This window comes from Kushneria sp. AK178 (genome assembly GCF_053903105.1).
This window is the reverse complement of record NZ_CP096381.1, coordinates 2,743,626-2,768,234: the sequence shown is the minus strand read 5'-3', so window position 1 is coordinate 2,768,234 and position 24,609 is coordinate 2,743,626. Positions and strand designations below refer to the sequence as shown.

23 protein-coding genes and 1 tRNA gene are annotated in these 24,609 nt (G+C 62.9%); 13 read left to right on the top strand and 11 right to left on the bottom strand.

Going from position 1 to position 24,609, the window contains the following annotated elements; genetic code table 11:
* The first annotated feature begins 286 nt into the window (after nt 1–286).
* The 3 genes from M1D97_RS12685 to M1D97_RS12675 all read left to right on the top strand — a co-directional run bounded on the left by M1D97_RS12685 (nt 287) and on the right by M1D97_RS12675 (nt 2,701).
* Entirely contained in the window at nt 287–526 is a 240-nt protein-coding gene (locus M1D97_RS12685; protein WP_456268090.1) for a hypothetical protein, read from the top strand.
* A gap of 275 nt (nt 527–801) precedes the next feature.
* Complete coding sequence (locus M1D97_RS12680; RefSeq protein ID WP_456268089.1) at nt 802–2,094, top strand: sensor domain-containing diguanylate cyclase; 1,293 nt, start codon at nt 802–804, stop codon at nt 2,092–2,094.
* A gap of 100 nt (nt 2,095–2,194) precedes the next feature.
* On the top strand, nt 2,195–2,701 hold the full coding sequence (locus tag M1D97_RS12675; protein WP_456268088.1) for a copper resistance protein NlpE: 507 nt from the start codon (nt 2,195–2,197) through the stop codon (nt 2,699–2,701).
* Between the two features lie 67 nt (nt 2,702–2,768).
* Here the strand turns inward: M1D97_RS12675 and M1D97_RS12670 are convergent.
* From M1D97_RS12670 to M1D97_RS12660, 3 genes are all read right to left on the bottom strand, one after another.
* Nucleotides 2,769–2,858, bottom strand: a tRNA-Ser gene (locus tag M1D97_RS12670).
* 103 nt (nt 2,859–2,961) lie between these two features.
* Complete coding sequence (locus M1D97_RS12665) at nt 2,962–3,681, bottom strand: DUF2076 domain-containing protein (RefSeq protein ID WP_456268087.1); 720 nt, start codon at nt 3,679–3,681, stop codon at nt 2,962–2,964.
* A 54-nt stretch (nt 3,682–3,735) separates the two neighbouring features.
* Nucleotides 3,736–4,422 carry an HAD family hydrolase gene (locus M1D97_RS12660; protein WP_456268086.1) on the bottom strand — a complete coding sequence of 229 codons (687 nt, stop codon included), beginning with the start codon at nt 4,420–4,422 and terminating at the stop codon, nt 3,736–3,738.
* 122 nt (nt 4,423–4,544) lie between these two features.
* On the opposite strand from M1D97_RS12660, the gene M1D97_RS12655 reads away from it, so the two are divergent.
* Nucleotides 4,545–5,471 carry a sugar kinase gene (locus M1D97_RS12655; protein WP_456268085.1) on the top strand — a complete coding sequence of 309 codons (927 nt, stop codon included), beginning with the start codon at nt 4,545–4,547 and terminating at the stop codon, nt 5,469–5,471.
* A gap of 99 nt (nt 5,472–5,570) precedes the next feature.
* Here M1D97_RS12655 and dps read toward each other — a convergent pair whose 3' ends face one another.
* From dps to M1D97_RS12640, 3 genes are all read right to left on the bottom strand, one after another.
* On the bottom strand, nt 5,571–6,110 hold the full coding sequence (dps, locus tag M1D97_RS12650; RefSeq protein WP_456268084.1) for a DNA starvation/stationary phase protection protein Dps: 540 nt from the start codon (nt 6,108–6,110) through the stop codon (nt 5,571–5,573).
* A gap of 154 nt (nt 6,111–6,264) precedes the next feature.
* Nucleotides 6,265–7,833, bottom strand: coding sequence for a sodium:solute symporter family transporter (locus tag M1D97_RS12645; protein ID WP_456268083.1), 1,569 nt, complete (start codon nt 7,831–7,833; stop codon nt 6,265–6,267).
* A 148-nt stretch (nt 7,834–7,981) separates the two neighbouring features.
* Nucleotides 7,982–8,755: an FCD domain-containing protein gene (locus M1D97_RS12640; protein ID WP_456268082.1), complete on the bottom strand. Its 774-nt coding sequence runs from the start codon at nt 8,753–8,755 to the stop codon at nt 7,982–7,984.
* 223 nt (nt 8,756–8,978) lie between these two features.
* Between M1D97_RS12640 and manD the strand changes: the two genes are divergently transcribed.
* The 6 genes from manD (at nt 8,979) to uxuA (ending at nt 16,040) form a co-directional block, all read left to right on the top strand.
* The gene (gene manD / locus M1D97_RS12635; RefSeq protein ID WP_456268081.1) at nt 8,979–10,190 is read left to right on the top strand and encodes a D-mannonate dehydratase ManD; all 1,212 of its coding nucleotides are present in this window, start codon (nt 8,979–8,981) and stop codon (nt 10,188–10,190) included.
* Nucleotides 10,191–10,352: 162 nt separating this feature from the next.
* Nucleotides 10,353–11,273 carry a TRAP transporter substrate-binding protein gene (locus M1D97_RS12630; RefSeq protein ID WP_456270223.1) on the top strand — a complete coding sequence of 307 codons (921 nt, stop codon included), beginning with the start codon at nt 10,353–10,355 and terminating at the stop codon, nt 11,271–11,273.
* A gap of 97 nt (nt 11,274–11,370) precedes the next feature.
* Nucleotides 11,371–11,964 (top strand): TRAP transporter small permease, encoded by a 594-nt coding sequence (locus tag M1D97_RS12625; protein ID WP_456268080.1) that lies wholly within the window; start codon nt 11,371–11,373, stop codon nt 11,962–11,964.
* Nucleotides 11,965–11,968: 4 nt separating this feature from the next.
* Nucleotides 11,969–13,255, top strand: coding sequence for a TRAP transporter large permease (locus M1D97_RS12620; RefSeq protein WP_456268079.1), 1,287 nt, complete (start codon nt 11,969–11,971; stop codon nt 13,253–13,255).
* A gap of 45 nt (nt 13,256–13,300) precedes the next feature.
* Complete coding sequence (locus M1D97_RS12615; protein WP_456268078.1) at nt 13,301–14,800, top strand: mannitol dehydrogenase family protein; 1,500 nt, start codon at nt 13,301–13,303, stop codon at nt 14,798–14,800.
* A gap of 58 nt (nt 14,801–14,858) precedes the next feature.
* Nucleotides 14,859–16,040 (top strand): mannonate dehydratase, encoded by a 1,182-nt coding sequence (gene uxuA, locus M1D97_RS12610; protein WP_456268077.1) that lies wholly within the window; start codon nt 14,859–14,861, stop codon nt 16,038–16,040.
* Between the two features lie 9 nt (nt 16,041–16,049).
* On the opposite strand, the gene M1D97_RS12605 is transcribed toward uxuA, so the two are convergent.
* From M1D97_RS12605 to M1D97_RS12585, 5 genes are all read right to left on the bottom strand, one after another.
* Nucleotides 16,050–16,835, bottom strand: a complete 786-nt coding sequence (locus M1D97_RS12605; protein WP_456268076.1) for a 7-cyano-7-deazaguanine synthase — start codon at nt 16,833–16,835, stop codon at nt 16,050–16,052.
* Between the two features lie 203 nt (nt 16,836–17,038).
* Complete coding sequence (locus M1D97_RS12600; protein ID WP_456268075.1) at nt 17,039–17,938, bottom strand: carbohydrate ABC transporter permease; 900 nt, start codon at nt 17,936–17,938, stop codon at nt 17,039–17,041.
* Nucleotides 17,938–18,819, bottom strand: coding sequence for a carbohydrate ABC transporter permease (locus tag M1D97_RS12595; RefSeq protein ID WP_456268074.1), 882 nt, complete (start codon nt 18,817–18,819; stop codon nt 17,938–17,940). Before M1D97_RS12595 ends, M1D97_RS12600 begins: the two co-directional genes overlap by 1 nt.
* A 90-nt stretch (nt 18,820–18,909) precedes the next feature.
* Nucleotides 18,910–20,196 carry an extracellular solute-binding protein gene (locus M1D97_RS12590; RefSeq protein WP_456268073.1) on the bottom strand — a complete coding sequence of 429 codons (1,287 nt, stop codon included), beginning with the start codon at nt 20,194–20,196 and terminating at the stop codon, nt 18,910–18,912.
* A gap of 71 nt (nt 20,197–20,267) precedes the next feature.
* Nucleotides 20,268–21,395, bottom strand: a complete 1,128-nt coding sequence (locus tag M1D97_RS12585) for an ABC transporter ATP-binding protein (protein WP_456268072.1) — start codon at nt 21,393–21,395, stop codon at nt 20,268–20,270.
* A gap of 580 nt (nt 21,396–21,975) precedes the next feature.
* Between M1D97_RS12585 and M1D97_RS12580 the strand changes: the two genes are divergently transcribed.
* From M1D97_RS12580 to M1D97_RS12570, 3 genes are all read left to right on the top strand, one after another.
* Nucleotides 21,976–22,554, top strand: coding sequence for an NfeD family protein (locus M1D97_RS12580; RefSeq protein ID WP_456268071.1), 579 nt, complete (start codon nt 21,976–21,978; stop codon nt 22,552–22,554).
* 30 nt (nt 22,555–22,584) lie between these two features.
* Entirely contained in the window at nt 22,585–23,334 is a 750-nt protein-coding gene (locus tag M1D97_RS12575) for a slipin family protein (protein WP_456268070.1), read from the top strand.
* Nucleotides 23,335–23,434: 100 nt separating this feature from the next.
* Nucleotides 23,435–24,079 (top strand): YceI family protein, encoded by a 645-nt coding sequence (locus M1D97_RS12570; RefSeq protein ID WP_456268069.1) that lies wholly within the window; start codon nt 23,435–23,437, stop codon nt 24,077–24,079.
* Nucleotides 24,080–24,609: the final 530 nt, after the last annotated feature.

Below are 24,609 nucleotides of genomic sequence, written 5' to 3'. Positions count from 1 at the left end.
GAAGCGGTTGACCCGTCATTGTACGCCTTCAGCACGCGTGTGCATCTGCTGAAGGGGCAGATGTCCGGACAGGCCGAAGGTCGACCCCGTCAACAGCCGGTCAGGGCCATGAGCCGGCAGGGTCATTACCCGGTATGGTGATTCGGTCAGGTAATTAACCGGTTGAAATGCTGAAGGCTGAGGCAAAAAGCGTCTGGCAAAACACGGGTCGTGACTTATAGTAATCCTTGTAAAACAGGCCTTCATCCAACGATAACGGACATGACTCTGCCAGGGAGGGGGCGCGATGTCTTTCGACTATCTGGTAAGAAAACAAAAGGGCCGATGGCTGGTATACGATGGTGACAACCAGATTATCAAGCGCTTTTATACCAAGCGTACCGCGGCCCAGTGGGCGGAAAAACAGGCGCTGGCCATGCAGGGCAGTGTCAGGGTATGCAAGACGGATGGTCGTCAGGATTACATCTTTGATCAGACGTCACCCGCGACCGATCGACAGGGAAAACCGCTCTGGTCGCGTATCTGATCCTGTCGGCGGAATTATCATTCGAAATCTGAATGATCACTCTTTCGACTGACAAAAGGACGCTGAATCCGGTCATTCCTTTTTCTTTTTTTCAGGTCAATGGGTTCATCCGTTTCTGGCGCTTTCGTTCATATAATCTGTGCCATTTTAATCCTTTGACCTGCATTTTCGGCTCAAAAATGATTAATGCATTAATCAGACAGGAAGCAGATGGGAGCAGCGTTCATGATGTGACCATGAGTAATGCTTACGTAAAAAAAGGTAATCATCACGAGATGAGTCATTGTCCGACGCCCACTGACGACAGCCCGTCCATCGAAGCACTCGACCGGTTGAACATCGCCGCTCTGGTCTACCGATGCGGCGAGCGCATAACGCTTGAAGGCGCCAACCATGCTGCCCGACGCCTGCTGAACCACTTTGAGCCCCTGGGGGAGGACGAGCCCTGGCAATGGTATCCGGATGACGAGGAGGGCCACCCTGCCGACTACTGGTGCGATGGTGACGAGGAGTCCGGTCGGGAGCAGACCCGGCGGGTGCGCTGGCTCCGCTTCAATGACGGGGGCAAGCGCATGGCGCTCGGGCTGACCGGCTGTCGGCTGCCGGACGACGGCGGCGCGCACCGGGTGATGATGGTACTGCAGGACTGTACCCAGCAGATCCTTCAGCATGAAGAGCTCCGGCGCAGCCAGGAGTGCATCTCGAGCATCATCAATGCCACGCCCATGGGCATCTGCGTACTGACCGAGGATGGCCGTTTCGAAATGGTCAATCCGGCCTACTGTCGCTTTCATGGCTACGAAGAGCATGAACTGATCGGGCGCCCCTTCTCGATGGTCGTGCCCTACAGCAGCCATCAGTACCTGCGGCGTCAGCAGCACGGCGCGCAGGGCAGCCGTCCCGGTCATACCCAGCAGTTCGGCGAATGCGAGCTGGTGGCGCGCAGCGGTGAACGCCATACGGTCATCGTTGAAAGTGTGCGCATCGAAGGGGAAGACGGCCGGCCGCGGGATGTGGTCTTTCTGGTCGACATCAGCGAGCGCAAGAAGCTCGAGACGGCGCTGGAAGAAAAGAACGTGCGTCTTGAATATCTCGCCACGCACGATGAGCTGACCGGCATGCGCAACCGCCGGTTTGGCATCAGCACGCTCGAGGCGGCGCTCGAGCAGGCCGAGCGTCAGGGCATGGACATCAGCGTGGCCCTGCTCGATATCGATCATTTCAAGCGCGTCAACGATGACTACGGCCACACCGTGGGCGACCAGGTGCTTCAGCAGTTTACCGAGGTGCTGTCACGTCAGCTGCGCGCCAGCGATATCCTGGTGCGCTGGGGCGGGGAGGAGTTCATGCTGATCCTGCCGGGCATCGATCCGGAAGGGGGACTTCAGGCGCTCGAGCGCTTGCGTCAGTCCCTGGCGCTGGAGTATCTGAGCCCGCGTGGGCTGCAGGTCACCTTTTCGGCCGGCATCGTCAATGCGCGCGGCCTGAACAGCAACGATCTGGTGGAAAGCGTGGATCAAAAGCTTTACCAGGCCAAGGGGCGCGGGCGCGACCGGATCGTCTCCTGAAGGCCACGACAGCGCGGCATGACTCGACTACGTTTGCCTATAGCCATGCGCAGTCAGGGCTCGACAACGATCAGGTATCCAGGGCAAACGGGAGTGCGTCATGAAAAAAACGTTTTCCAGAGGCGTCATGCTGACGGCAGCAGGGCTGGTGCTGGCAGGATGTAGCCAGCAGCCGGAGATGTCGTCGGCACCGCAGGTCATGTCCGTGGCACAGAGTTTTCAGGGTGTACTGCCCTGCGCTGACTGTGAAGGCATCGATACCCGACTGACGCTGGTCTCTTCGGGCATGACCGGTTTTGGCGCAACCTATACGCTTCAACAGCGCTACCTGGGAGACGACAGTGACCGTGAGGTTCACACGCGCACCGGCAACTGGGTCGTGGCCCGCGGCAACCAGGTTGATCCGCAGGCCACCATCTATCGACTTGATCCGGAGAGTGACGACAGCTGCATGAGCTTTCAGGCCATCGGCGACCACCGTCTGAGACAGCTCGACTGCAACGGTCAGCCCATCAACACCACACACAACGTTGAACTGCGTCGTGTGGCCGAGCCGACGCAGCCCGCTTCGGGCTCGGCGGCGCAGTCCATGCCCTATCGGGAGTGACGCTCGGCGCGGGTGTGCGCAGGGGACCCATAAAAAAACCGGCCACAAGGGCCGGTTTTTTCATATCTGGCGGAGAGGGAGGGATTCGAACCCTCGGTGGGCGTGAACCCACTCCGGTTTTCGAGACCGGCGCCTTCGACCACTCGACCACCTCTCCGAAGGCGGCATATGGTACTGATGTCGTTGCGCCTTGTCCATGCCCATCAAGACGATGATGACACGGGCGCGTCGATCAGCACCGGCCCGGCGTTTGTAAAGGGTCAGAGCTCATCGAAATCATCGAAGCCGCCGGCATCGCCGCCGAAAAACGAATCCTCGTCGCCGGGGCCCGGGTCGAAGCCACCATCCTCCTGCGGCGAATAATCGGCCTGTTCGAACCCGCCCTGGGGCTCGTGGCCCTCGCCCGGGGCCTGAGTGTCCATCGCGTCTCCCTGATCGGTGCCGACCGGGTCCTCGAAGACATCGCCCATCTCTTCACCGCTGTGGCCACCGAACATGCCCATCAGCATGTTGCCCAGCATCATGCCCCCGGCCACGCCGGCTGCGGTTTGCAGGGCGCCGCCCAGAAAGCCGCCGCCCCGCATGGCACCGCCGGGTGCGCTGGCGGCCGGGCCGTTGGTCTGCCAGTTCCGGCCCGGCCCGCTGGCGGCCGTGGGTCCTGAGGAGGCAGGGGCCCGACGCCCCCGCTCGGTGGGTGTTTCCTCATCCTGACCGGCGCCGAAGATGCCGGCCAGAAAGCCGCCGCTGCTGCGCTTCTCGCTTTTCTGCTTCTCCAGCGCCTCGATACGCGCGTTGAGACGCTTGATGGCCGCTTCCTGCACCAGGATGGTCTGCGCCATATAGTAAGGGGCGCCGGGTTGATCGCGCACGTGGGCATCAATGCGTTCCTGCGCCTGTTCATCACGCTCGCCGGTCTGTTCCTCGGCCTCCTTCAGGCGGGAAAACAGACCGTCGATCATTTCCTGTTCGCTGCGTGCCATGAGGTATCTCCCTGTTCGGCAATACGCTGGGTCCGTCCACTGCTTTGACTGTTGTCAGGCGCCATGGTGCCCGTTTCGGGTCTGATTGAGCCTTTGCACCAGCTCGGGCAGATCCTTCATGTGAAGGAGTTCATGCGCCCGCTCCGGCGTCTGTTCTTCCTCGGGGAAGTGATTGATATGGGCCACGTGCATGCCGGCGGCCAGTGCGGCGGTGACCCCCACCGGGGCATCATCGATGACCAGGCACTCCTCGGGTGCCGCGCCCATGGTGCGGGCGGCATGCAAAAAGAGACCGGGGTCCGGCTTGAAGTGACCCACGTCGTAGGCCGAAAAGAGGTGGTCGCCGAAAAAGCGCCCCAGCCCGGAGACCTCCATGGACTGACGAATCTTGGTCAGGGGGCCATTGGAGGCCACGCAGCACAGGTAATCCGGTGACAGGGTCTCCATGGTCATCTCGATGCCCTCGATGATCTGCAGATGATCCTTGAGGCCTGCCATCAGGCGGGCCCGCATGCGCGTTTCGGTCTCCCGTTTCAGCGCCTCATCCACGGCACCGTAACGCTGTTCAAGCGCTGCCACGATATGGGCATAGATCACGCCGCGAAATTCGTTCATGTAATCGCTGGCGGTGAAGGGCAGGCCTGCCTCGGGCAGGGACTGCGCCAGCACCTCGGCCAGCAGGGGTTCACTGTCGACCAGGGTGCCGTCGCAGTCGAAAATCAGGCATTTGATGCGTGCCATGAGGGCTCCTGAAGCTGTTCCCGCGGGAATGTCATGAAATTTGGGATGTATTGATACTGCTTGAGTCATGCAAGCTTCGGGTGCATCGTCGCAAAACACAATGCCGGAAAGGGAGAACCATCTTGTCATCAACCATCGCGCTCATGGGTGAGTGCATGATCGAAATGCATGGTCGGCCGGGTCAGTCCATCCATCAGACCTTCGGCGGCGACAGCTTCAATACGGCAGCCTATCTGGCCCGCCTGGCAGGTACGGCGCTCAACGTTGAATACGTGACGGCGCTGGGCAGCGACGGCTTCAGCCAGGCCATGCGCGAGCGCTTTGCCCGCGAGGGCGTTGGCACCGACAACGTCAGAACCCTGGCGTCGCGTCTGCCGGGGCTTTATTTCATCGAAACCGATGAGGCCGGCGAGCGACGCTTTCACTACTGGCGCAGCGAAGCCGCGGCGCGCGTCATGTTCGATGGCGAGGCCGGCGAGCAGCTGCTCGAGGGCCTGGCGGACTGCGAGACGCTCTATCTCAGCGGCATCAGTCTGGCCATCCTGACCCCGGAGGGGCGTGAGCGACTGCTGGCGCGGCTGCCGATGCTGCGGGCGCAGGGGGTGACGGTGGTCTTTGACAACAACTACCGGCCCCGGCTGTGGCAGGACATCGAGAGTGCCTGTCAGGCCCACCGGACGCTGCTGGCCCATGTGGATCTGGCCATTGTCACCTTCGAGGATGATCAGGCGCTGTTTGGCCTGGCCACGCCCGAGGCCCTGTTCGATTTCTATCGCAAGCTGGGCGTGGGCGAGATCGTGATCAAGCGTGGCGCCGAGAGCTGCCTGATCGAGTGTGATGGCGTACGTCATGAGGTGGCCGGTGAGAAAGTCGAGACCGTCGTGGATACCACCGCGGCGGGGGACTCCTTCAGCGCCGGCTATCTGGCCTGTCGCCTGACCGGGGGCGACGTCGAGCAGGCCGCGCGCTGGGGCCATCGACTGGCGGCGACCGTGATCGGCCATCGCGGCGCCATTATCGATGTCGAGCACATGCCCGACATGCCCTGAGGCGGCTGGCGAGACGGCATAAAAAACGGGCGCGCCCCATGGGACGCGCCCGTTGTCATTGTCAGGACCCGACAGGGGCCCGGGTCAGGTGCCCTTGACTCAGGCACCTTCCTGCATGTGGGCCTCGATGAACCACAGGTTGCTGTCGAGCGTGCGAGACACGCCGGTCAGCAGGTCGGAGGAGTCGGCATCCCCCAGCTCATCGACCTCACCAATGGACTTTCTCACCGTGGCGCCAACGCCGGCATAGTGATCGGCCAGCGCCCTGAGGTGGTCCTCGATGCGATGAATATCGGCCGGATAGGTCTCGAGGCTGGTGTTTTGGGACACCTGCTGCACCGTCCCCAGTGCCGTACCGCCCAGCTGAACCAGGCGCTCGGCGACTTCATCGACATGGGTATCGATGCTGCTTCTGAACCCGTCCAGCATCTCGTGTACCGCGATGAACTGCGGCCCCTTGAGGTTCCAGTGGGCCTGCTTGATTACCAGCGCCAGGTCGATCAGCTCGGCCAGGCGAGCATTCATCAGCGCCACGACCTTCTCGCGCTCGCCCTCGGGAATATCGTTGCGCGTCGGGTAGAGCCTCGTGGCGGTCTTCTGGTTGGCGTCCTTGATGCTGCGTGTGGTGGCACTGCTCATGAGTCACATCCTTTTGTCTGAACCGGTGAAAACGGCCCGCGCCTGCGGACGGCATGGCGTGTCTTCACGGCACGTCATGGCATGTTGGCAATAATGAATTTTGGTACGTTCCGCCCCGATATCAAGGCTCGATTCAGAAACCGGCCCGCCCGGCTCAGGTTAAAAGTGTCGGCAGCCACACGCTGAATCCCACAATCACCACAAAAAACGCGCCCAGTATCGCGATCGTGGGCACGTGAATATCCAGAACGGGGCGGGGCATGACATCAGCGTGCGTGCGACGTTGCGTCACGGCGCTCACCATCAGGGCGACGACCAGGGTAGTGATCGCGCCGGTCAGATTCCACCAGAACCAGAAAAGCTCCGGCACGAATAGCCACAAAAAGGCATTGAGCCCCACGCCCGCGATCAGGCCGCAGTTGGCCCCGAGCCCGTTGATCGGGCGTATCAGAATGGCGGCCAGGAAGGTGGCCAGCATCGGGCCGAAAAAGAGCGAGCCCACCTTGTTGATCGCCTCGATGATGGTCGAGGCGATGTTGCCGGTGAAAAAGGCCAGGGCGATGCAGACCACGCCCCAGAACAGCGAGGTGAGTCGGGACAGACGCATGTAGCGCTTTTGATCGATATGGCGACCGCGTACAAAAAGATCCTCGACGCTGGCCGCCGAGAGTGAATTGATCGCCGAGCTGACCGAGGACATGGCCGCCGAGAAGATCGCCACGATCAAAATGCCGGTCAGTCCCGCGGGCAGATAGTCGCGCATGAACAGCGGCACCATCAGATCCGGCTCATCGGCGGGGATCAGGGCGCGAAACTCCGGATGCGTCACGGCCAGCGTGCCCAGCACCAGGCCGAGCAGGCAGTAGCATAGCGTGATCGGAAAGCGCAGCAGTCCGTTGGCCAGCAGGGTATGGCGCACGGTGCGGTGATCGCGGGCCGACAGCAGTCGCTGGGCCTGGCTCTGATCGGCGCCGTAGTAGGACGCGTAGAGAAACAGCCCGCCGATCACCATGGGCCAGAAGCCAAAGCCGTTGCTGTCGCGATTGATGCCAAAATCGTCAAAGCGCACGGTTTCAAGGCGCGCGGGGTCCACGCTGGCCACGAAGACGTCCCAGCCGCCGATCAGCGACAGGGCAAACACCAGACAGACCACCAGGCCGATCACCAGCAGCACCATCTGGATGACATCGCCATAGACCACGGCCTTCATGCCGCCCTGACACGAATACACCAGTGTAACCACACCGATCACCACGATGGTGGCCCACAGCGGCAGGCCGATGGCGTGAGTGAGAATCAGCGCGATGGCGTAGACCATGACACTGGTGGCAAAGGCGCGCGAGAGCTGAAAGACCAGACTCAGCAGAATGCGGGTGCTGCGCCCGAAGCGCTTTTCCAGGTAGGCGTAGATGCTGACCACGCCGGCGGCGTAGAGGGTCGGAAAAAAGAGCACGATGAGCGCGATCATCGCCAGCGGTACGGCGAATTCATAGGTCAGCCAGATCAGCCCGCCGCCGTCCTTCATGCCGACAAAGGCGGGTGCGGAGATAAAGCTGACCGCCGACAGCTGCGTGGCCGCCGCCGACAGGGACAGCGGGAACCAGCCGAAGCTGCGACTGCCCAGAAAATAGTCCCTGCCGGAGTGCTGCTGTCGGAACAGCTGCCCCAGCAGCAAAAAGCCGCCCAGATACGCCGCGATCACCGCATAATCCAGCCAGACCATGCCACCCTCCCGTCACGGTCAGCACGGTGGCGCTGCCGTTGAGTCGTATTGGTGTTGTTATATGACGCGCTGTCGCTATCTACATTAGGTCAGATGCATGGGTCTGGCGACCCGGGCGCGATGCTCCGGTCATGAGCGAGGTGGCGCTTCAGGAGGAAAAACGGTCGATGCCGCGGGTGAAGAGATAGCCGTCAAAGCCCGGGTCATCGGTATCGGAGTGGGTGAACAGGGTGTGCATCACATGTTCGATATGGTGCCACATCGCGTCATGGGCGCCGGTGGCGTCGCGCTTTTTGAGACAGGCGAGAATACGCTCATGGTCATCCAGCCAGCTGCGGCGATAGGAAAAGTCCATGATGCGCCCGTGCAGGCGCCGCCACATGGGACTGCGGTCACGCTGCTCCCAGAGCCGGGTGACGGCATCCTCCAGCAATGTGTTCTGACTGGCGCGGGCAATCAGTAGATGAAAGGCGCGATCGGCCTGGTCGGGTGCGTTGGTCAGCTCCTGACCACCCAGAGAGGTCGCCAGCGCCTGACGCTCCCGGGTCAGCAGCGCCGACAGGGCGCGCATGTCACCCGGCGTGACCAGCTCGGCGGCGGCCGCCGCCACGGCACTTTCCACCACCTGGCGCGCCTTCAAGAGCTCAAAGGGGCCGATATCCCCGCCAGGGCCGGAGGCGGTGGCCGGCGCCGAGGGCAGGGGCGTTTCGTCGGTCTGGCAGACATAGGTGCCCGAGCCCTTGCGCACCTCCACGCGACCGGCCAGCTCCAGCATGATGAAGGCCTCGCGCACCACCGTGCGGCTGACATCAAAGCGCTCGGCATATTCGCGCTCCGTGGGCAGCCGGTCGCCGGGGCGGTAGCCCTCAAGGTCGATCTGCTGACCGATCTGTTCCCCAATGCTCTGATACTGTCGGCGCATCCTGCTCTCTCCAGGGCGCCGGTCCGGTTACCGGACGCCTTTACTGGCATGCCAATTTCGGCATATTCAACATGATCTTCTGGTGGCGCCTATCTGACAACATATCAAAGCGCGTTGTGAAGCCTGGCGACGCCGATGTATACCAATGTCTATTTGGTATACCAATCACAATACAGGTAGCCTGGCGGCATTGATGTACACAGGCAGAGAACCAGAGAACCTTATGAAGATTGTGGATGCACGCGTCATCGTGACCTGCCCGGGTCGCAACCTGGTCACGCTGAAGATCGACACCGATGAAGGGGTCTACGGCATCGGCGATGCCACGCTCAACGGTCGGGAACTGGCGGTCGTGGCCTATCTCGAGGAGCACGTGGCGCCGGCGCTGATCGGACGCGATCCGTCCAATATCGAGGATATCTGGCAGTTCTTCTACCGCGGCGCCTACTGGCGCCGGGGCCCGGTCACCATGTCGGCGATCGGCGCGGTGGACATGGCGCTGTGGGACATCATGGGCAAGGTCGCCGGCCTGCCGCTCTGCAAGCTGCTGGGCGGCAAGAGCCGCGACCGGGTGATGGTCTACGGCCACGCCACCGGTCATGACATCGAGGGCTGTCTCGAAGAGGTCGCCCGCCACGTCGAGCAGGGCTATCGCGCCGTGCGCGTGCAGTGCGGCATTCCCGGCATCGCCTCGACCTACGGCGTGGCCAAAAAGGCCGGCGAGCGCTATGAGCCGGCCGATTCGAGCCTGCCGAGTGAAAACGTCTGGAGCACCTCGAAGTATCTCAACCACGTGCCCAAGCTCTTCCAGGCCGTGCGCGAGCGCTTCGGTGATGACCTGCACGTCCTGCATGATGTCCACCACCGCCTGACCCCGATCGAGGCGGCGCGGCTGGGCAAGGAGGTCGAGCCCTATCATCTGTTCTGGCTCGAGGACTGCGTGCCGGCCGAAAACCAGAGCGCCTTCAAAATGATTCGCCAGCACACCACCACGCCGCTGGCCGTGGGCGAGGTGTTCAACTCCATCCACGACTGCCGCGAGCTGATCGAGTCGCAGTCGATCGACTACATCCGCGCCACCCTGACTCATGCCGGCGGCATCACGCACCTGCGCCGCATCGCGGCCCTGGCCGAGCTCTACCACGTGCGCACCGGCTTTCATGGCCCGACCGACCTGTCACCGGTCTGCATGGGCGCGGCGCTGCATTTCGATACCTGGGTGCCCAACTTCGGCATTCAGGAGTACATGCCGCACAGCGAGGAGATTGAAGCCGTCTTCCCGCACGCCTACCGCTTCGAGGATGGCCACTTCACACCGGGGGACGCCCCCGGTCACGGCGTGGACATCGATGAAGAACTGGCGGCGAAATACCCCTACAAGCGCGCCAGCCTGCCGGTCAACCGGCTCGAGGATGGCACGCTCTGGCACTGGTAGGCCGATGAATGCGGGCTGTCGCCGAGCAGCCAATGATCCCACTGCTACGTCTTGATCAGGGCCCGGGCCCTGGAGGAGCAAGGTATGTCGATGCGTCAACTGTCCCGTCTGCGCCTGTCGCAGCTCATTACCGCCGGCGCGCTGGCCGCGGGCGTTCTGGCGATGGCCGCGCCGGTACAGGCGGCCGACTACACGCTGAAGTTCGGCCATCTGGCCAACGAGCAGAACATCTGGAACAAGGCCGCCATGCACTTCAAGGAAGAAGTCGAGGAGAATTCCGACGGCCGTATCGAAGTGCAGGTCTATCCCAACGAACAGCTGGGTAACGAGATGGACATGATCAACTCCATCCAGCTGGGCACGGCAGATATCACCATCACCGGCGAGAGCCTGCAGAACTGGGCGCCCAAGGCCGCCATGATGGCGGTGCCCTACGCCTTCCGCGACGGCGAGCAGCTGGAAAGGGCCGTCGACGGCGACATCGGCAGCGAAATCGAGGCCCAGATCACCGAGCGCACCGGGCTGGTGCCGCTGACCTGGTTCGAGCGCGGCGCCCGTCAGCTGACCGCCAATCGCGAGATCAAAACTCCCGATGACCTGAAGGGCCTGCGTCTGCGCGTGCCCAACGTGCCGCTGTTCGTGGATACCTGGCAGGCACTGGGCGCACGCCCCACGCCCATGGCCTTCAGCGAAGTGTTCACCTCGCTGCAGCAGGGCACCATCGATGGTCAGGAAAACCCGCTGTCGCTGATCGAAAGCGCCAGCCTGTCCGAGGTGCAGGACGTGGTGAACATGACCAATCACGTCAGAAGCTGGATCTATGTCGTGATCGGCAAGCGCCAGCTCGAGGGCATGCCGGATGATCTGCAGCAGGTGGTCAGAGACGCCGCCGGCGACATGCAGCGCTACGAGCGTGAGCTCTTTGCCGAGGATCAAAAGCGTCTGGAACAGGCCCTCAAAGACAAGGGCATGACCTTTGTCGAGGTCGACACCGAGGCGTTCGCCGACAAGGCCATGCCGGCCGTCAAGGAGGTGCTGGATCCCGAGCAGACCGAGCTTCTCGAGCGCATCGAACAGCTCTGATCGTGGCCCGCCCGCGATCGGGCCCATGGGGTTATCGCTGACCGTCACGCCCTTCGTGCCCTCGGCCCGAAGGGCGTGACCGCAGGGGAGAGACAACGTGAGTGACACTGAAAAGCGAGCCAGCGAGGCGCTGGAAGCGCTCGATGTGCTGGGCCGCGTGCCGCGCCTGGGGGGCGTGCTCGGCGCCCTGGTCAATGGCCTGGATCGGGTGCTGGCCACCATTGCCGGCCTGCTGCTGGTGACCATTGCCGGCGTGGTGGTGGTGCAGATTCTGGGACGTCTGATCCTGCCGGCCGCGCCGGTCTGGACCGAGGAGCTGTCGCGCTATCTCTTTATCATGATGATTGCCGTCAGCGCCGGTCTTGTCATGCGCCGCGGCAAGCACATCAGTCTGGAGCTCTTTCACCACCGCTTCGGCGTCAGAGGGGCCTGTCTCTATCAGCTGTTGATCAGCGTGGTGCTGCTGGGCTTTGCGTGGGTGATCGTGCCCTATGCCTGGCAGTACTCAAGCATCGGTGCCTTCCAGACCTCACCGGCGCTCAAGGTATCGATGCAGTGGATATTCGGCGCCACGGTGGTGCTGTTTGGCATGGTCATCGTCTATGGCGTGATCGGTGCCATCGAGGCCGTGGCCGGGCTGGTGGGCCTGTCCCGCGACAACAAGGCAACGCCCGGCACCGGGCAGGGGTAGCACCATGGAAATCCTGATGCTGTTTGCCGTATTTTTCGTGCTGCTGTTTGCCGGCATTCCGATCGCCTTTGCGCTCGGCATCTCCTCGGCGGCCTATCTGTTTGTTGCCGGTATCCCGCTGACCATCGTGCCCCAGCGCATGTTTGCCGGCATGGATTCGTTCGTGTTGCTGTGTATCCCCGGCTTCATTCTGGCCGGCAACCTGATGAACGTGGGCAATATCACCGAACACATCGTGCGCTTTTCCAACGCCGTGGTCGGTCACATCCGTGGCGGTCTGGGGCTGGCCAACGTCGGCGGTTCGATGATCTTTGGCGGCATTTCCGGCACCGCCGTGGCCGATGCCGCCAGTGTCGGTTCGGTCATGATTCCCGGCATGTCAAAGGCCGGCTACGACAAGCCCTTTGCCGCGGCCGTCACCGCGGCCTCCTCGACCATCGGCCCGATCATCCCGCCCAGCGTGCCGATGATCATCGTGGGGTCGCTGTCGGGGATCTCGGTCGGGCGCATGTTCATGGCCGGCGTGGTGCCGGGCATCCTGCTGGCGCTGGGCATGATGCTCACCGTCTACGTACTGGCAATCAAACGGGGCTATCCGAAGGAGAAGCGCGCCACGCTCAAGGCGATTCTGGTGGAGGGCAAGAGCGCGTTCTGGGCGCTGTTGATGACGTTCATCATCCTCTACGGGATCATCGGCGGCTTCTTTACGCCCACCGAGGCCTCGATCGTGGCCTGCATCTACGCGATGGTGGTGGGCATGTTCGTCTACAAGGGGCTGAACTGGCGCAACCTGCCAAAGCTGTTTGTCGAGGCCGCCCTGACCTCCGCCGCACTGATGATGCTGGTGGGGCTGGCCAATCTGTTCGGCTGGATTTTGACCAGCGAGCGCGTGCCGCAGATGATTGCCGACGGCATTCTGGGCATCAGCGAGAATCCGCTGATGGTAATCCTGATTCTCAACCTGATCCTGTTGTTTGTCGGCACCTTCATGGAAACCATCGCCGCCCTGATCATTTTGTTCCCGGCGCTGCTGGGCGTGGCCACCGGCGTCGGTGTCGATCCGGTGCACTTTGGCATCATGGCGGTCCTGAATCTGATGATCGGCCTGACCACACCGCCGGTGGGCATCTGTCTGTTCGTGGTGGCGGGGATCGGCGAGATCCGCATGAGTGACGTGGCGCGCGCCATCATCCCGTTTCTGCTGTGCAACCTGGCGGTGCTGCTGCTGGTGATGTACATCCCGGCGCTGTCGCTGTGGCTGCCCGATCTGATCATGGGGCCGGCCGGATAACGTGGCGTCGGGCATGGTTGCGGCGCCATAGACAAGGAGACATTGATGAGTTCATCCGACACCCACGACACGCCCGAGGTGACACGTATCGCCTCGGATCATGCCCCCGAGCGTCTCGGCATCGTGCATCTGGGCCTCGGCGCCTTTCATCGGGCGCATCAGGCGCAGGTGGTGGAGCAGTGTATTGCCCGCGGCGAGCGGGAGTGGGGCATCTGCAGCGTCAACATCCGCGGCAACCGCGCACTGGTGGAGACCCTGCGCGAGCAGGACTTTCGCTACCACCTGGCCGAATATACCGACCGGGCCCACGTCACCCTGCGCGAGATTCGCGCCATCAGCGAGACGCTGTTTACCGGCACGGATTCGCAGGGGCAGCAGGGCGAGGATCTCCCCGCGCTGCTGAGCCGTCTGAGCGAGGCCGATACCCGCATCGTTACCCTGACGGTGACCGAGAAGGGCTATTATCTGAGCCCCAGCGAGGGGACGCTGCTGGTCGACGATCCGGCCATCGCCGCCGATATCGCCCGTCCGGAGACACCCCGCACGGCGCCGGGCATTCTGGTCGAGGCGCTGGCCCGGCGCCGGCAGGCCGGTCTGCCACCATTCACGGTGCTCTGCTGCGACAATATGCCGGACAACGGCGAGCGCACCCGCCGGGCGGTGGTGGCGCTGGCCGAGCGGCGCGATCGTGAGCTGGCCGACTGGATCAACACGCAGGTCGCCTTTCCCGCCAGCATGGTGGATCGCATCGTGCCGGCGATGGACGACGAGGCCTTCACCCGTCTGCGGCGGCTTGGCTGTGACGACCCGGCGGCCGTGGTCAGCGAGGCCTTTCTGCAGTGGGTGATCGAGGATCACTTCCCCCAGGGCCGACCCGACTGGGCACAGGCCGGGGTCGAGATGGTCGAGGACGTGGCACCGTTCGAGACCATGAAGCTGCGCATGCTCAACGGCGCGCACTCGCTGCTGGCCTATACCGGCCCCCTGATGGGACTGGAGACGGTGTCGGAGGCGGTGGCCGATCCGCTGCTGCAGACGCTGTTGCGCCGTTACATGCTCGAGGAGGCGGCGCCGACCCTGTCGATGCCGGAGAGCGTGTCGCTGCAGGACTACGCCGACGCGCTGATGGCGCGCTTTGGCAACGACAGCCTGCGCCACCGGCTGCATCAGATCGCCATGGATGGCTCGCAGAAGCTGCCCCAGCGCTGGCTGCGCGGCGGCGAAGAGCGCCTGGCCACCAGCGACGATGACAAGGTGCTGAGCGCGACCGTGTTCGGCGTGGCGGCCTGGATTCGCTATACCCGCGGCGTTGACGAACAGGGCCATGCCTACCCGGTCAACGATCCGATGGCGGATCAACTGGCGCAGTGTCACGCTTTTGAGCGCAGCGCGGATCGGGCCGCCGCCGCCATGAGTCTCGAAGCGATCTTCTCGCCGACGCTGGTCAGCGCACCGCGTTTCGGGGAACAGGTGCAGCAGGCACTGGAGGCGATCGAACGCCTCGGCATGCGCGCGGCGCTCGAGCAGCATCTGGCGAAGGTCTGAGCGGTTCCAGCAGCCTTTGGGCAGTTTTCAGGGTTGACGACAGAAGGAGACACAGGACATGGAACATACCTGGCGCTGGTTCGGCCCCGATGATCCGGTGACGCTGGCAGAGATTCGCCAGGCCGGCGCGACCGGCATTGTCACCGCCCTGCACGGGCACGACCCGCACACGCCCTGGTCGGTCGAGGCCATCAATGAACGAAAGCATCTGATCGAGGCCGCGGGGCTGTCATGGTCGGTGGTGGAAAGCGTGCCGGTACCGGAGGCGATCAAGCAGGCGCTCGATGTTCCGGCGCGCGACCGCGCCATCGAGGTGTTCTGTGCAACGCTCGAGAACCTGGCGGCCTGCGGCATCAATACGGTGTGCTACAACTTCATGCCGATTCTGGACTGGACGCGCACCGAGCTTGAATGGCCGCTGGAGGAGGGCGGACAGGCGCTGCGCTTTGACCGGACGGACTTTGCCGCCTTTGAGCTGTTCATTCTCGAGCGTCCGGGCGCCCGTACCCTCTACAGCGAGGCGGAGATCGAGGCGGCGCGACAGCGTGTCGAGGCCATGGACGACATCGCGCGCGAGCGGCTGGTCACCACGCTGATTGCCGGACTGCCGGGGGCGGATCAGCACTACACCCTGGCGCAGTTTCTCGAGCACCTTCGCGCCTATGAGGCCATCGGCGAGGATCAACTGCGCCACAACTACCGCCATTTTTTACAAAAGGTGGTGCCGGTGGCCGAGCGAGCGGGGCTGCGTCTGGCGGTGCATCCGGATGATCCGCCGCGCCCGCTTTTGGGCCTGCCGCGCATCGTGTCGACGGCCGAGGACGCTCGCTGGGTGCTCGATCAGGTCAGGAGTCCGGCCAACGGCCTGACGTTTTGCACCGGCTCCTATGGGGTGCGCGCTGACAATGACCTGGTGGCCATGGCCCGTGAGTTCGGCCCGCACATTCATTTCGTGCATCTGCGCGCCACGCGGCGCGACGCCGATGACCCCGCAAGCTTTATCGAGGCGGGCCACCTGGATGGGGACGTCGACATGGTCGGCGTCATCGGCGAGCTGGTGCGGGAGGAGCGTCGTCGCGCCAAGGAGGGCGGTGCAGGACTGCCGCTGCGGCCCGATCACGGCCACCGGCTCTGTGATGACAGCTCGCGTCAGACCAATCCGGGCTATCCGTTGATCGGGCGTCTCAAGGGGCTGGCGGAGCTGCGCGGGGTGGAGCGCGCCGTGCAGGCGCTTTTGTAACCCGCGTCGTCAGCCGGCTTCCCCCGTGCCGGATGTTCCGGTGCGCGATGACATGACCCGGGCAGCCCGGCGCCACAGCGCCCGCGGTGCCCGGGCAACACGGCGCAGATGGCGGGTGCGGTGGCGGCGCAGCGCCTTCTCTGGCAGGCGGTATTCCATGCCTTCCTCGATGGTATAGCGACAGGGGTTGCAGAGCCCGCAGGGGGCCTGATCGATCGGACTGTAGCAGAACCATGACTTCTCCAGCGCCTCGATAAAGCCATGGCGCTCGGCCTCGGCCTTCATCTGCGTCTTGGAGATTTCCAGCAGGGGGAAGTCAAAGAAGCGGAAAATGGCCTCGTCGGTGTCGACCCGATCATCGAAGGTCCAGCTGCCATCCTCGGTGGCCACCACCCGGCCCTTCAGAAAGTGATAGGCCTTGTCGTCCACATGAACGCTCAGCTCCAGATGGTCGATGCCCTGGCTTTTGGCGTAGCGGGCCAGCCAGTCGTACTGGCTGCCCAGGTGCGCCTGCCGTGTCAGCCGGTGGTAGGCCGCACTCAGCTCGGGGATTGCCGCGATTTCCGTGACCGGCGTGATCCGCAGCGGTTCGATCCGGGCGGCCGCCTCGGAATCGATGTCGGCCAGCGTGGCCCGCACCTCGGATATCGCCTGCAGCTCGCGCAGGCTGGAGCCCCGCCCCAGATCAACAATGTAGTGCGGCACGACCGTTCGCTTCTCGACCATGGCGGTCGAGAGCACCCGATAGGTCGAGTCCCAGCCGCCCGTCCACAGCACATCGATCCGGGATCGCATGATGGCCTCCATAAGCCGAATGCTATAAAACCACGCCAACGCTATCGCATCCGGTGCCCCGGCCATTAGGCCGTTTCGAGCATCTTCCGGAGCCTCATCGCGCCACACGGCGCGACGAGGAATCTCCCTTCCCTGTCAAGGCGGGTCGCCCGAGGGGAGAGATCGACAGGGTCGGCGAACCTTGCCTCTGCCGGCCGCACGGCCTACCCCTTGACGCCGGACGAGATCATGACCGCCTCGGTGACCTTTTTCTGGAAGACAAGATAGGCAATGGCCACCGGCGCTGCAGCCAGCAGCGCCACCGCCATCACCCGGGCATAGTTGACGCCGAAGGTATCGCGCACCTGGGTGATGCCGACCGGAATGGTCATCATGTCTTCGGAAGTTGTGACGAGAAAGGGCCAGAAGAACTGGTTCCAGGCCATGATGAAGGTGATGATGGCCAGGGCGCTGGTAATGCCCCAATTGAGCGGCAGATAGATCCTGAACAGTAGCGTGTATTCGCTGCCGCCATCCAGTAAAACGGCTTCGCGCATCTCGCCGGGTACCGCATCAAAAAACTGCTTGTAGACGATGATCACCACGGGAACGATCAGCTGCGGCAAAATGATGCCGGCCCAGGTGTTCACCAGCCCCATATCGCTCATCAGGACAAACTGGGTGACGACCAGCGCCTGCGACGGAATCATGAAGCTGGCCAGCACCACCCCGTAAAGCACCCGCCGCCCGGGAAAACGCATTTGCGACAGGGCATAGGCGCACATCATGCCCGAGACCAGCACCAGGACCGTGATGATCAGCGAGGTGCCGATGGAGTTGACATACCACGCCAGCAGGTTCGAATCGAACAGCGCCTCCTTGTAGGCGGTGACGTCGAGCATATCGGGCAAAAGCCCGGCGTTGTCACTGACCACGTGGTTTTCCCGACGCAGCGACGTGACCAGTGCCCAGTAGAGGGGAAATATCCAGATCACGGCTGCCAGCAGCGTCAGTACCAGCAACAGTCGGCGTTCAATCCTTCGTCGGGTCACGCTGTCCCCCACCCTGAGCCATTTGGCAGAGGTCTGGCGCGGCTGGCGGCGGGCCGCTTCTCTTGTGCTCATTAGCGCCTCCTGATTTTGAGCAGCTGAAATTGCAGCACGGAGACCACCATGATCAGAACAAACAGCACCAGCGCCACGGCCGAGGCGTAGCCGCCCTGATTGAGCTGAAAGGCTTCGCGGTAGACCATCATCAGCAGGACGTAGGAAGAGTTGAAGGGCCCGCCGCCGCTGAGCAGATACACCTGATCAAACAGCTTGAGCTGAAGAATGAGCTGAAGCGTCAAAACCAGCGCGGTGACCGGCCACAGCAGAGGCCAGGTGAGCCGTGTGAACAGCTGGCGGCGCGAGGCGCCATCCAGGGCGGCGGCCTCATAAAGATCCCGGGAGATATTGCGCAGCCCGGCAATGAACAGCAAAACGTTAAAGCCGTTGGTCCACCAGATCGTGATGGCCGCTATCGTGGGCATCACCCAGGCCGGGTGTTTGAACACCGCCACCGGGCGTCCCGTTATCCACTCGATCAGCGGTTGCAGGATGCCGAACTGAAAATCGAGCATCCATGCCCAGATCTGGGTCACCACCGATACCGGCAGAATGTAGGGCAGAAAAAAGATCGCCAGCACCAGCGCCTGCATGCGCCCGGTCAGCCGGTTGACCGCCAGGGCGATCACCAGCGCGATCACGGTGGTGGGCACCACAGTCAGCAGGACAAAGTAGCCGTTGTTTTTAAGCGAGGTATAAAACAGGTTGTCGCTTAAAAGCCGCCGGTAGTTGTCCAGTCCCACCCACTCGCCTGAACCGATCAGCGGCGCGTTGGTGAAGCTGAGCTCCACCATGCGCAGGGTGGGGTAGAGAAAGACCAGTCCAAACACCAGCACGAAGGGCGCAACCAGCGTTATCGCCACCGCGATATGCCTGCGCCGATTGGAGATTATCGCCAATGGCCCGACTCCCTTGATCGCCCTGCCGCCAGGCAGCGTGTTGGCTCGGCCACAGGACGTACGCTGTTGTTATCGTTGTCAGCCGAGTCGTTATCGAGCCAGCAACGCCTGTAGTTCCTGCTGCATTTGCCGGGCCGCCTGTTCCGGCTCGAGAAAGCCGTGGATGGCGGGCGCAATGACATTGAGCCCGGCGTCATAGACCGGTGAGGCCACCCCGGCAATGGGAGAACGGGGATCATAGACCGCCTGATCGGCCAGCGAGACGTAATTGGCGTTGGGCGCCATGTTGATAAAGGCCTCGCTTTCGGCCACGGGCAGATAGGCCGGTATATGACCGGCCGCCGCCCAGTCGATCGAGTGGCGCTCCATCCAGCCGATCACGGTCATGACCGCGTCACGCTTTTCGGCAGACATCTCCCTGTCGCCCTGAACGGGAATCGCAAAGGCATGGCTGTCCGCCCAGACGGCCTGCTGGTCGAGCAGCGTCGGCACCGGAATGACGCCCCATTCGAATCCCAGTTCGCCGCTTTTTTCCAGGTCTACCAGCGTGGGCACTTCCCAGACGCCGTTCAGAAACATGGCCGAGCGACCGGAGGTGAACAGGGCCACTGATGCCTCGTATTCGGCATGCTCGGGCTGATACCGGTTGTCTCCCCATGTCTGCATGACCTCGATGGCCCGGGCTGCCTTGTCGAGATTGTCGCCGGGCAGCACCTCTCCATTGTCGATGAGAACGCCTCCCTGCTGGCTCAGGAGGGTATAGAAGACGCGCCAGATACCGCCGGGGCCGCCTGTCTGGTAGGAGAGCGGCGTACGGGAGCCGTTGTCCTGTGCCACGGCCAGTGCTGCATTCAGATCCGCCAGGTCATCAATGCCCGTCAGCCGGCCCTGCGCATCCAGGTAGTCGGTCCCCTCGAAATAGCGCTTGTTGTAGTACAAAACGATCGAATGGATATCGAAGGGAACGGCATAGAGGGTGCCGTCATCGTCGGAGGCGGCACTGATGGAGCGCTCGAAGAAGTCGTCGCGGGACAGACCGGCCGTTTCAAGGTCGCTGTCGCTGATGGGCGTCAGAACGTCTTCGGTGAGCGCCAGCGGTAACCGCGACAGGTGGTAGCTGACGACATCCGGCCCCTGTCCGACGGTGGCGGCGGTACGTACCCGGGTGTAGAAGGGTACCCCCCATTCGGAGGAGGTGGCATCGATGTTGATGTCGGGGTGTTCCTCGTTGAACTGATGGATAAGGGCCTTCAGACGCTGCCCGTCACCGCCCACGAAAAAGTCCCACCAGACCACCTGCGTCTGCGCCATGGCGGGGGGAGCCGCAAGGCAGGTCGCAGTGGCAGTCGCCAATACCATCGATGCAAGCCGTTTCATTGTCGTTCTCCTCGGGTGTTGTCGCGTCAGAGCGCAGCGCAGCGCAGGCCGCGCCGCGTCGCCGACCGGTACTAGCGCAGGCGTCTGCCCTGCTGATCAAACACCAGCACATGTCCGGCCTCGGCGGTAAAGGTGACGTGCTCCCGGCGATGGGCCCGGCGTTCTCCGCGACGCTCGATGACAACCTCCTGACCGTCGGCCATGCGGGTATACAGATAGGCGACGCCGCCCAGGTTTTCGGTCATTTCGACCCGGGTGGTGACGCCGCTGGCGCGATGGGTATCGCCAGCGCCCGCGCCCGGTTGATCGCCGCTGTCGGCCTGAAGATGCAGATGCTCGGGACGAACGCCCAGGGTGATGACCTGTCCCTTGTCCAGAGACGCACCATCCAGCCGTGCCGCCAGCGTCTGATCGGGAGCGCCCTCGATGGCGGCAACCACCCCGTTTGATGTGACCTCGGCCACCGTGGCAGACAGAAAGTTCATGGCCGGTGAGCCGATAAAACCGGCCACGAAGCGATTGTCGGGATCGTCATAAAGCGACAGGGGGGTGCCTGACTGCTGCACTACGCCATCGCGCAGCACGAAGATCTTGTCGGCCAGCGTCATCGCCTCGACCTGATCGTGGGTGACGTAGATCATGGTCGAACCGAGCTGTTGATGAAGGCGAGAGAGCTCAAGGCGCATTTGTACGCGCAGCTCGGCGTCCAGATTGGAGAGGGGCTCGTCGAAGAGAAACACCCGGGGCTTGCGCACGATGGCCCGGCCGATGGCCACTCGCTGGCGCTGTCCGCCCGAGAGTTGAGCCGGCTTCTTGTGCAGCTCATTGCCCAGCTTCAGGATGCGCGCGGCTTCATCGACCTGCGCCTTGATCCGGGCCTTTGGTACCCTGGCAAGGCTCAGACTGAAGGCCATGTTGTCGAAAACGCTCAGATGCGGGTAGAGCGCGTAGGACTGAAAGACCATGGCCACCTCGCGCTCGGCGGGCTCCACCCGGGTCACGTCCCGTCCGCCGATGTCGATTGTCCCGGCGCTGGTCTCTTCCAGTCCCGCGATCATGCGCAACAGGGTGGATTTGCCACATCCGGAGGGCCCCACGAACACCGCAAACTCGCCCTGGGCAATCTCCATGGAGACCCGGTCGATGACGTTGGTACCGCCAAACGATTTTTCGACTTCACACAGCGTGACGCCACTCATGAGCGCTCTCCCGGCATCACATCCGGGCGGACGTGGCAATCGACCGACACGCTGTCGGCGGCTGACCGGCCCGGGGCCGGCTGTGGTAGCAGGCCGCGGTGCAGGATCGTGACTCTGGTGGCATACATGGCATTGGACCCGGCTGCGTGATGGAAAAGGCGCGAACGCCTGGTGGTGCACGGCACACAGACACGGCGCACCATCCCGGGCATTCCTTGCAAACGGCTTGCCAGGCCCCGTGCCTGCCGGGTCACCGGCACCGATGTCGTTGTTACAGTAAACATGCCTTTTGAGGACCGGCCAATATAAAAATAAGCCAATACCGATATGCTTTTGGTTACCCGTCACGGCGCAAGGCCTGTGCCACGGGCGTTTCCGGCGCCAGTCGGCGCCCGGGCGCCACGACTAAAGTTGCGCCATTTTCGACGGTATCGGGCGCTGGACGCGCCGCGTCATCCGCTTTGCGCGTCGGCTCGACAACACAGGGCGCCATTCGACGATCCGTTCAGGCACGATGCCGTCAGCGGGTGTACGCTGTTAACGACCGATACCGGATGCCTCGCACCTGCCGGGAGATTCCATGACCGCCCTGTCCCGTATACTGATCCTGCTCTGTCTTTTGCTGGTGGCGCTGCCTGCCCGGGCGGCCACGCCGCTGGCCGTCGAGGACGGGATTCTGATCGTGCTGCTGGGTCTGGTGCTGATCGCCGTCGAGGCCATTACGCCGACCTTCGGCGTCGTGGGGCTGCTGGGTCTGCTGGTCTTTGTCATCGGCGCCTCGATGATGGTCAACGCAGGGCTTTTGCCCGGCGGTGACAGTGCGCTGGGCATGGGGCTGGTCGCTGCTGCGGCGCTGCTGCTCGGCGGTTTCCTGCTGTGGGTGGTAAGGCGCTTTCTGCGCTTTCGCCGTGTCACCCCGATGGGCGGACGCGAGGAGGTAATCGGGGCGGTGGCCGACGCCACGCGCCAGTTTACCGAGCACCATCAGGGCGACTATCACGGCTATGTGCACGTCAGGGGCGAGCGGTGGCAGGCCCGGAGCACCACGCCCGTGGCAGAAGGCGAGCAGCGTCGGGTCAGCGAGGTCCGGGGGCTGGTGCTGATTCTGGCACGCGACGCGGAGACCGCCACGCATCACCCCACCGCCTCACCAGAGTAAACTTACCCGTCCCAGTCAGGGAGATGCCGCATGCTGACCTATCTGATTCCTGTTGTTGTCGTTGTGTTCATTCTTGCCGCCTCGGTGAAGGTACTGCCCGAGTACAAGCGCGGCGTGGTGTTCTTTCTGGGGCGCTTTCAGGGCGTCAAGGGGCCGGGGCTCTTTCTGATCCTGCCGGTGATCCAGAAGCTGGAGGCCGTGGACCTGCGCACCGTCACGCTGGATGTGCCGGGTCAGGACGTCATCTCCCGTGACAACGTTACCGTACGCGTCAACGCGGTGGTCTATTTCAAGGTGGTCGACCCCGAAAGGGCGATCATTCAGATCGAAAATTACGGCATGGCCACCAGCCAGATCGCCCAGACCACGCTGCGCTCGGTACTGGGCAAGCACGATCTGGACGAGATGCTCTCCGAGCGTGATCGTCTCAACGATGACATCCAGGTGATTCTCGATCAGCAGACCGAGGCCTGGGGCATCAAGGTCTCCAACGTCGAGATCAAGCAGGTCGATATCAGCGAGGACATGGTGCGCGCCATTGCCCGCCAGGCCGAGGCCGAGCGCGAGCGTCGTGCCAAGGTCATCGCCGCCGAGGGCGAGATGCAGGCGTCCGAGAAGCTGGTGGAGGCCGCCGAGATCATGTCGAAAAATCCCGCGGCACTGCAGCTTCGCTATCTGCAGACCATGAGCGACATGAGCAACAGGAATGCCTCGACCATCGTGTTCCCGCTGCCGCTGGAAATCACCAAAATCTTCGAGCAGATGCGCGGCAATTCCTGATGACAGGGCGCTGTGTCAGATCGGAAACGGTGCCGCACCCCGCGCTGATTTAACCTATGCTGTGAAAGTTGTATCAGGCATCAACGAAGGAGAGTGTCACGTGCAAAAAAGGACCGCATTGAGCGCCGCCGTTGTGGCGGGCATGTTAAGCGCTGCACCGGCGATGGCCGCGCAGCAGACGCCCGAGACCGACGATATCAACGATGTGCCGGCCGGTAATTACATGATCGACCCGCTGCACTCCAAGATCACCTGGGGCGTGGATCACTACGGCTTTTCGACCTATGAAGGCCAGTTCGTGGATCTGTCCGGTTCGCTGAGACTCGGTGAAGATCCTGAAGAGAGCAATCTCAGGATCGAGATTCCGCTGGACAGCGTGCTGACCGGCAGCGATCTGACCGAGCATCTGCAAAGCGAGGATTTCTTCAACAGCGAAGAGTACGGTACCGCCACCTTCACCTCGACCAGCATCGAAATCGACGATGACGACGAAGCCACCATTACCGGCGATCTGGCGCTCAACGGCCAGACCCACCCGGTCGAGATCGAGGCCGAGTTCAATCGCGGCGGGGTCTACGCCTTTGACGAGAAGTATCACATCGGCTTTAGCGGTGAAGCCACCATCAAGCGCAGCGATTACGCCATCGATTACCTGCTGCCCACGGATGACGAGCAGGGCGTCAGCGACGAGGTGACGCTGCGCATCGAGGCCGAGTTCGTGCCCGAGCAGGATCAGGACCAGTAACGCCGGCATGAGCGAGGCGCCACCGGCGCCGCGTCCGCAACTGAAGGGCCGTGATCCTGATCGATCACGGCCCTTTGTCCGATTGGCCCGGCATTCTCCGGGATGCATGATCCCTGTCGCCCTGTTAGACTGCGCCGCCATTGATGATCTCAACAAATGGTTGACGCAATGACCCCGATGCCTGTCACGACCTTTCGGCGCCCTACGCCACCCTGAGCCTTTCAGGGATCACCGCTCACCCGAGCGGCGCGCTCGCACGAGCGCTTCAGTCGTGACGTTTCCGGCGTCAAATCTCCGTAGTCCTTTTGAAATAATGTATTGGCCGTGGCGCGCCGAAGTCGGCCGACCCGCACCTTTTGTCAGGCGTCTAACGGGCAAACGACATTCGAAATATCGCGTGACACGACCCGGTTTCCGGCGTCACCGGCGCGCCGGCCGGGTTCGGGCCAGCGTCTTCACGGGGAACGCCGGCGCGCGGCGCGGGGCCCCGGGAACAATCACGTGCGCTCTCGAGGCGCGATGAATTTTCA

Excerpts from the sequence above, each read along its gene's own strand:
- M1D97_RS12600 (WP_456268075.1), bottom strand. The coding sequence starts at position 17,938 with ATGAGCACAAGAGAAGCGGCCCGCCGCCAGCCGCGCCAGACCTCTGCC.
- M1D97_RS12640 (WP_456268082.1), bottom strand. The coding sequence starts at position 8,755 with ATGCGCCGACAGTATCAGAGCATTGGGGAACAGATCGGTCAGCAGATC.
- M1D97_RS12630 (WP_456270223.1), top strand. The coding sequence starts at position 10,353 with ATGGCCGCGCCGGTACAGGCGGCCGACTACACGCTGAAGTTCGGCCAT.
- M1D97_RS12585 (WP_456268072.1), bottom strand. The coding sequence starts at position 21,395 with ATGAGTGGCGTCACGCTGTGTGAAGTCGAAAAATCGTTTGGCGGTACC.
- M1D97_RS12665 (WP_456268087.1), bottom strand. The coding sequence starts at position 3,681 with ATGGCACGCAGCGAACAGGAAATGATCGACGGTCTGTTTTCCCGCCTG.
- M1D97_RS12580 (WP_456268071.1), top strand. The coding sequence starts at position 21,976 with ATGACCGCCCTGTCCCGTATACTGATCCTGCTCTGTCTTTTGCTGGTG.
- M1D97_RS12605 (WP_456268076.1), bottom strand. The coding sequence starts at position 16,835 with ATGCGATCCCGGATCGATGTGCTGTGGACGGGCGGCTGGGACTCGACC.
- M1D97_RS12685 (WP_456268090.1), top strand. The coding sequence starts at position 287 with ATGTCTTTCGACTATCTGGTAAGAAAACAAAAGGGCCGATGGCTGGTA.
- M1D97_RS12615 (WP_456268078.1), top strand. The coding sequence starts at position 13,301 with ATGAGTTCATCCGACACCCACGACACGCCCGAGGTGACACGTATCGCC.
- M1D97_RS12675 (WP_456268088.1), top strand. The coding sequence starts at position 2,195 with ATGAAAAAAACGTTTTCCAGAGGCGTCATGCTGACGGCAGCAGGGCTG.
- M1D97_RS12660 (WP_456268086.1), bottom strand. The coding sequence starts at position 4,422 with ATGGCACGCATCAAATGCCTGATTTTCGACTGCGACGGCACCCTGGTC.
- M1D97_RS12680 (WP_456268089.1), top strand. The coding sequence starts at position 802 with ATGAGTCATTGTCCGACGCCCACTGACGACAGCCCGTCCATCGAAGCA.
- dps (WP_456268084.1), bottom strand. The coding sequence starts at position 6,110 with ATGAGCAGTGCCACCACACGCAGCATCAAGGACGCCAACCAGAAGACC.
- manD (WP_456268081.1), top strand. The coding sequence starts at position 8,979 with ATGAAGATTGTGGATGCACGCGTCATCGTGACCTGCCCGGGTCGCAAC.
- M1D97_RS12620 (WP_456268079.1), top strand. The coding sequence starts at position 11,969 with ATGGAAATCCTGATGCTGTTTGCCGTATTTTTCGTGCTGCTGTTTGCC.
- M1D97_RS12575 (WP_456268070.1), top strand. The coding sequence starts at position 22,585 with ATGCTGACCTATCTGATTCCTGTTGTTGTCGTTGTGTTCATTCTTGCC.
- M1D97_RS12590 (WP_456268073.1), bottom strand. The coding sequence starts at position 20,196 with ATGAAACGGCTTGCATCGATGGTATTGGCGACTGCCACTGCGACCTGC.
- uxuA (WP_456268077.1), top strand. The coding sequence starts at position 14,859 with ATGGAACATACCTGGCGCTGGTTCGGCCCCGATGATCCGGTGACGCTG.
- M1D97_RS12645 (WP_456268083.1), bottom strand. The coding sequence starts at position 7,833 with ATGGTCTGGCTGGATTATGCGGTGATCGCGGCGTATCTGGGCGGCTTT.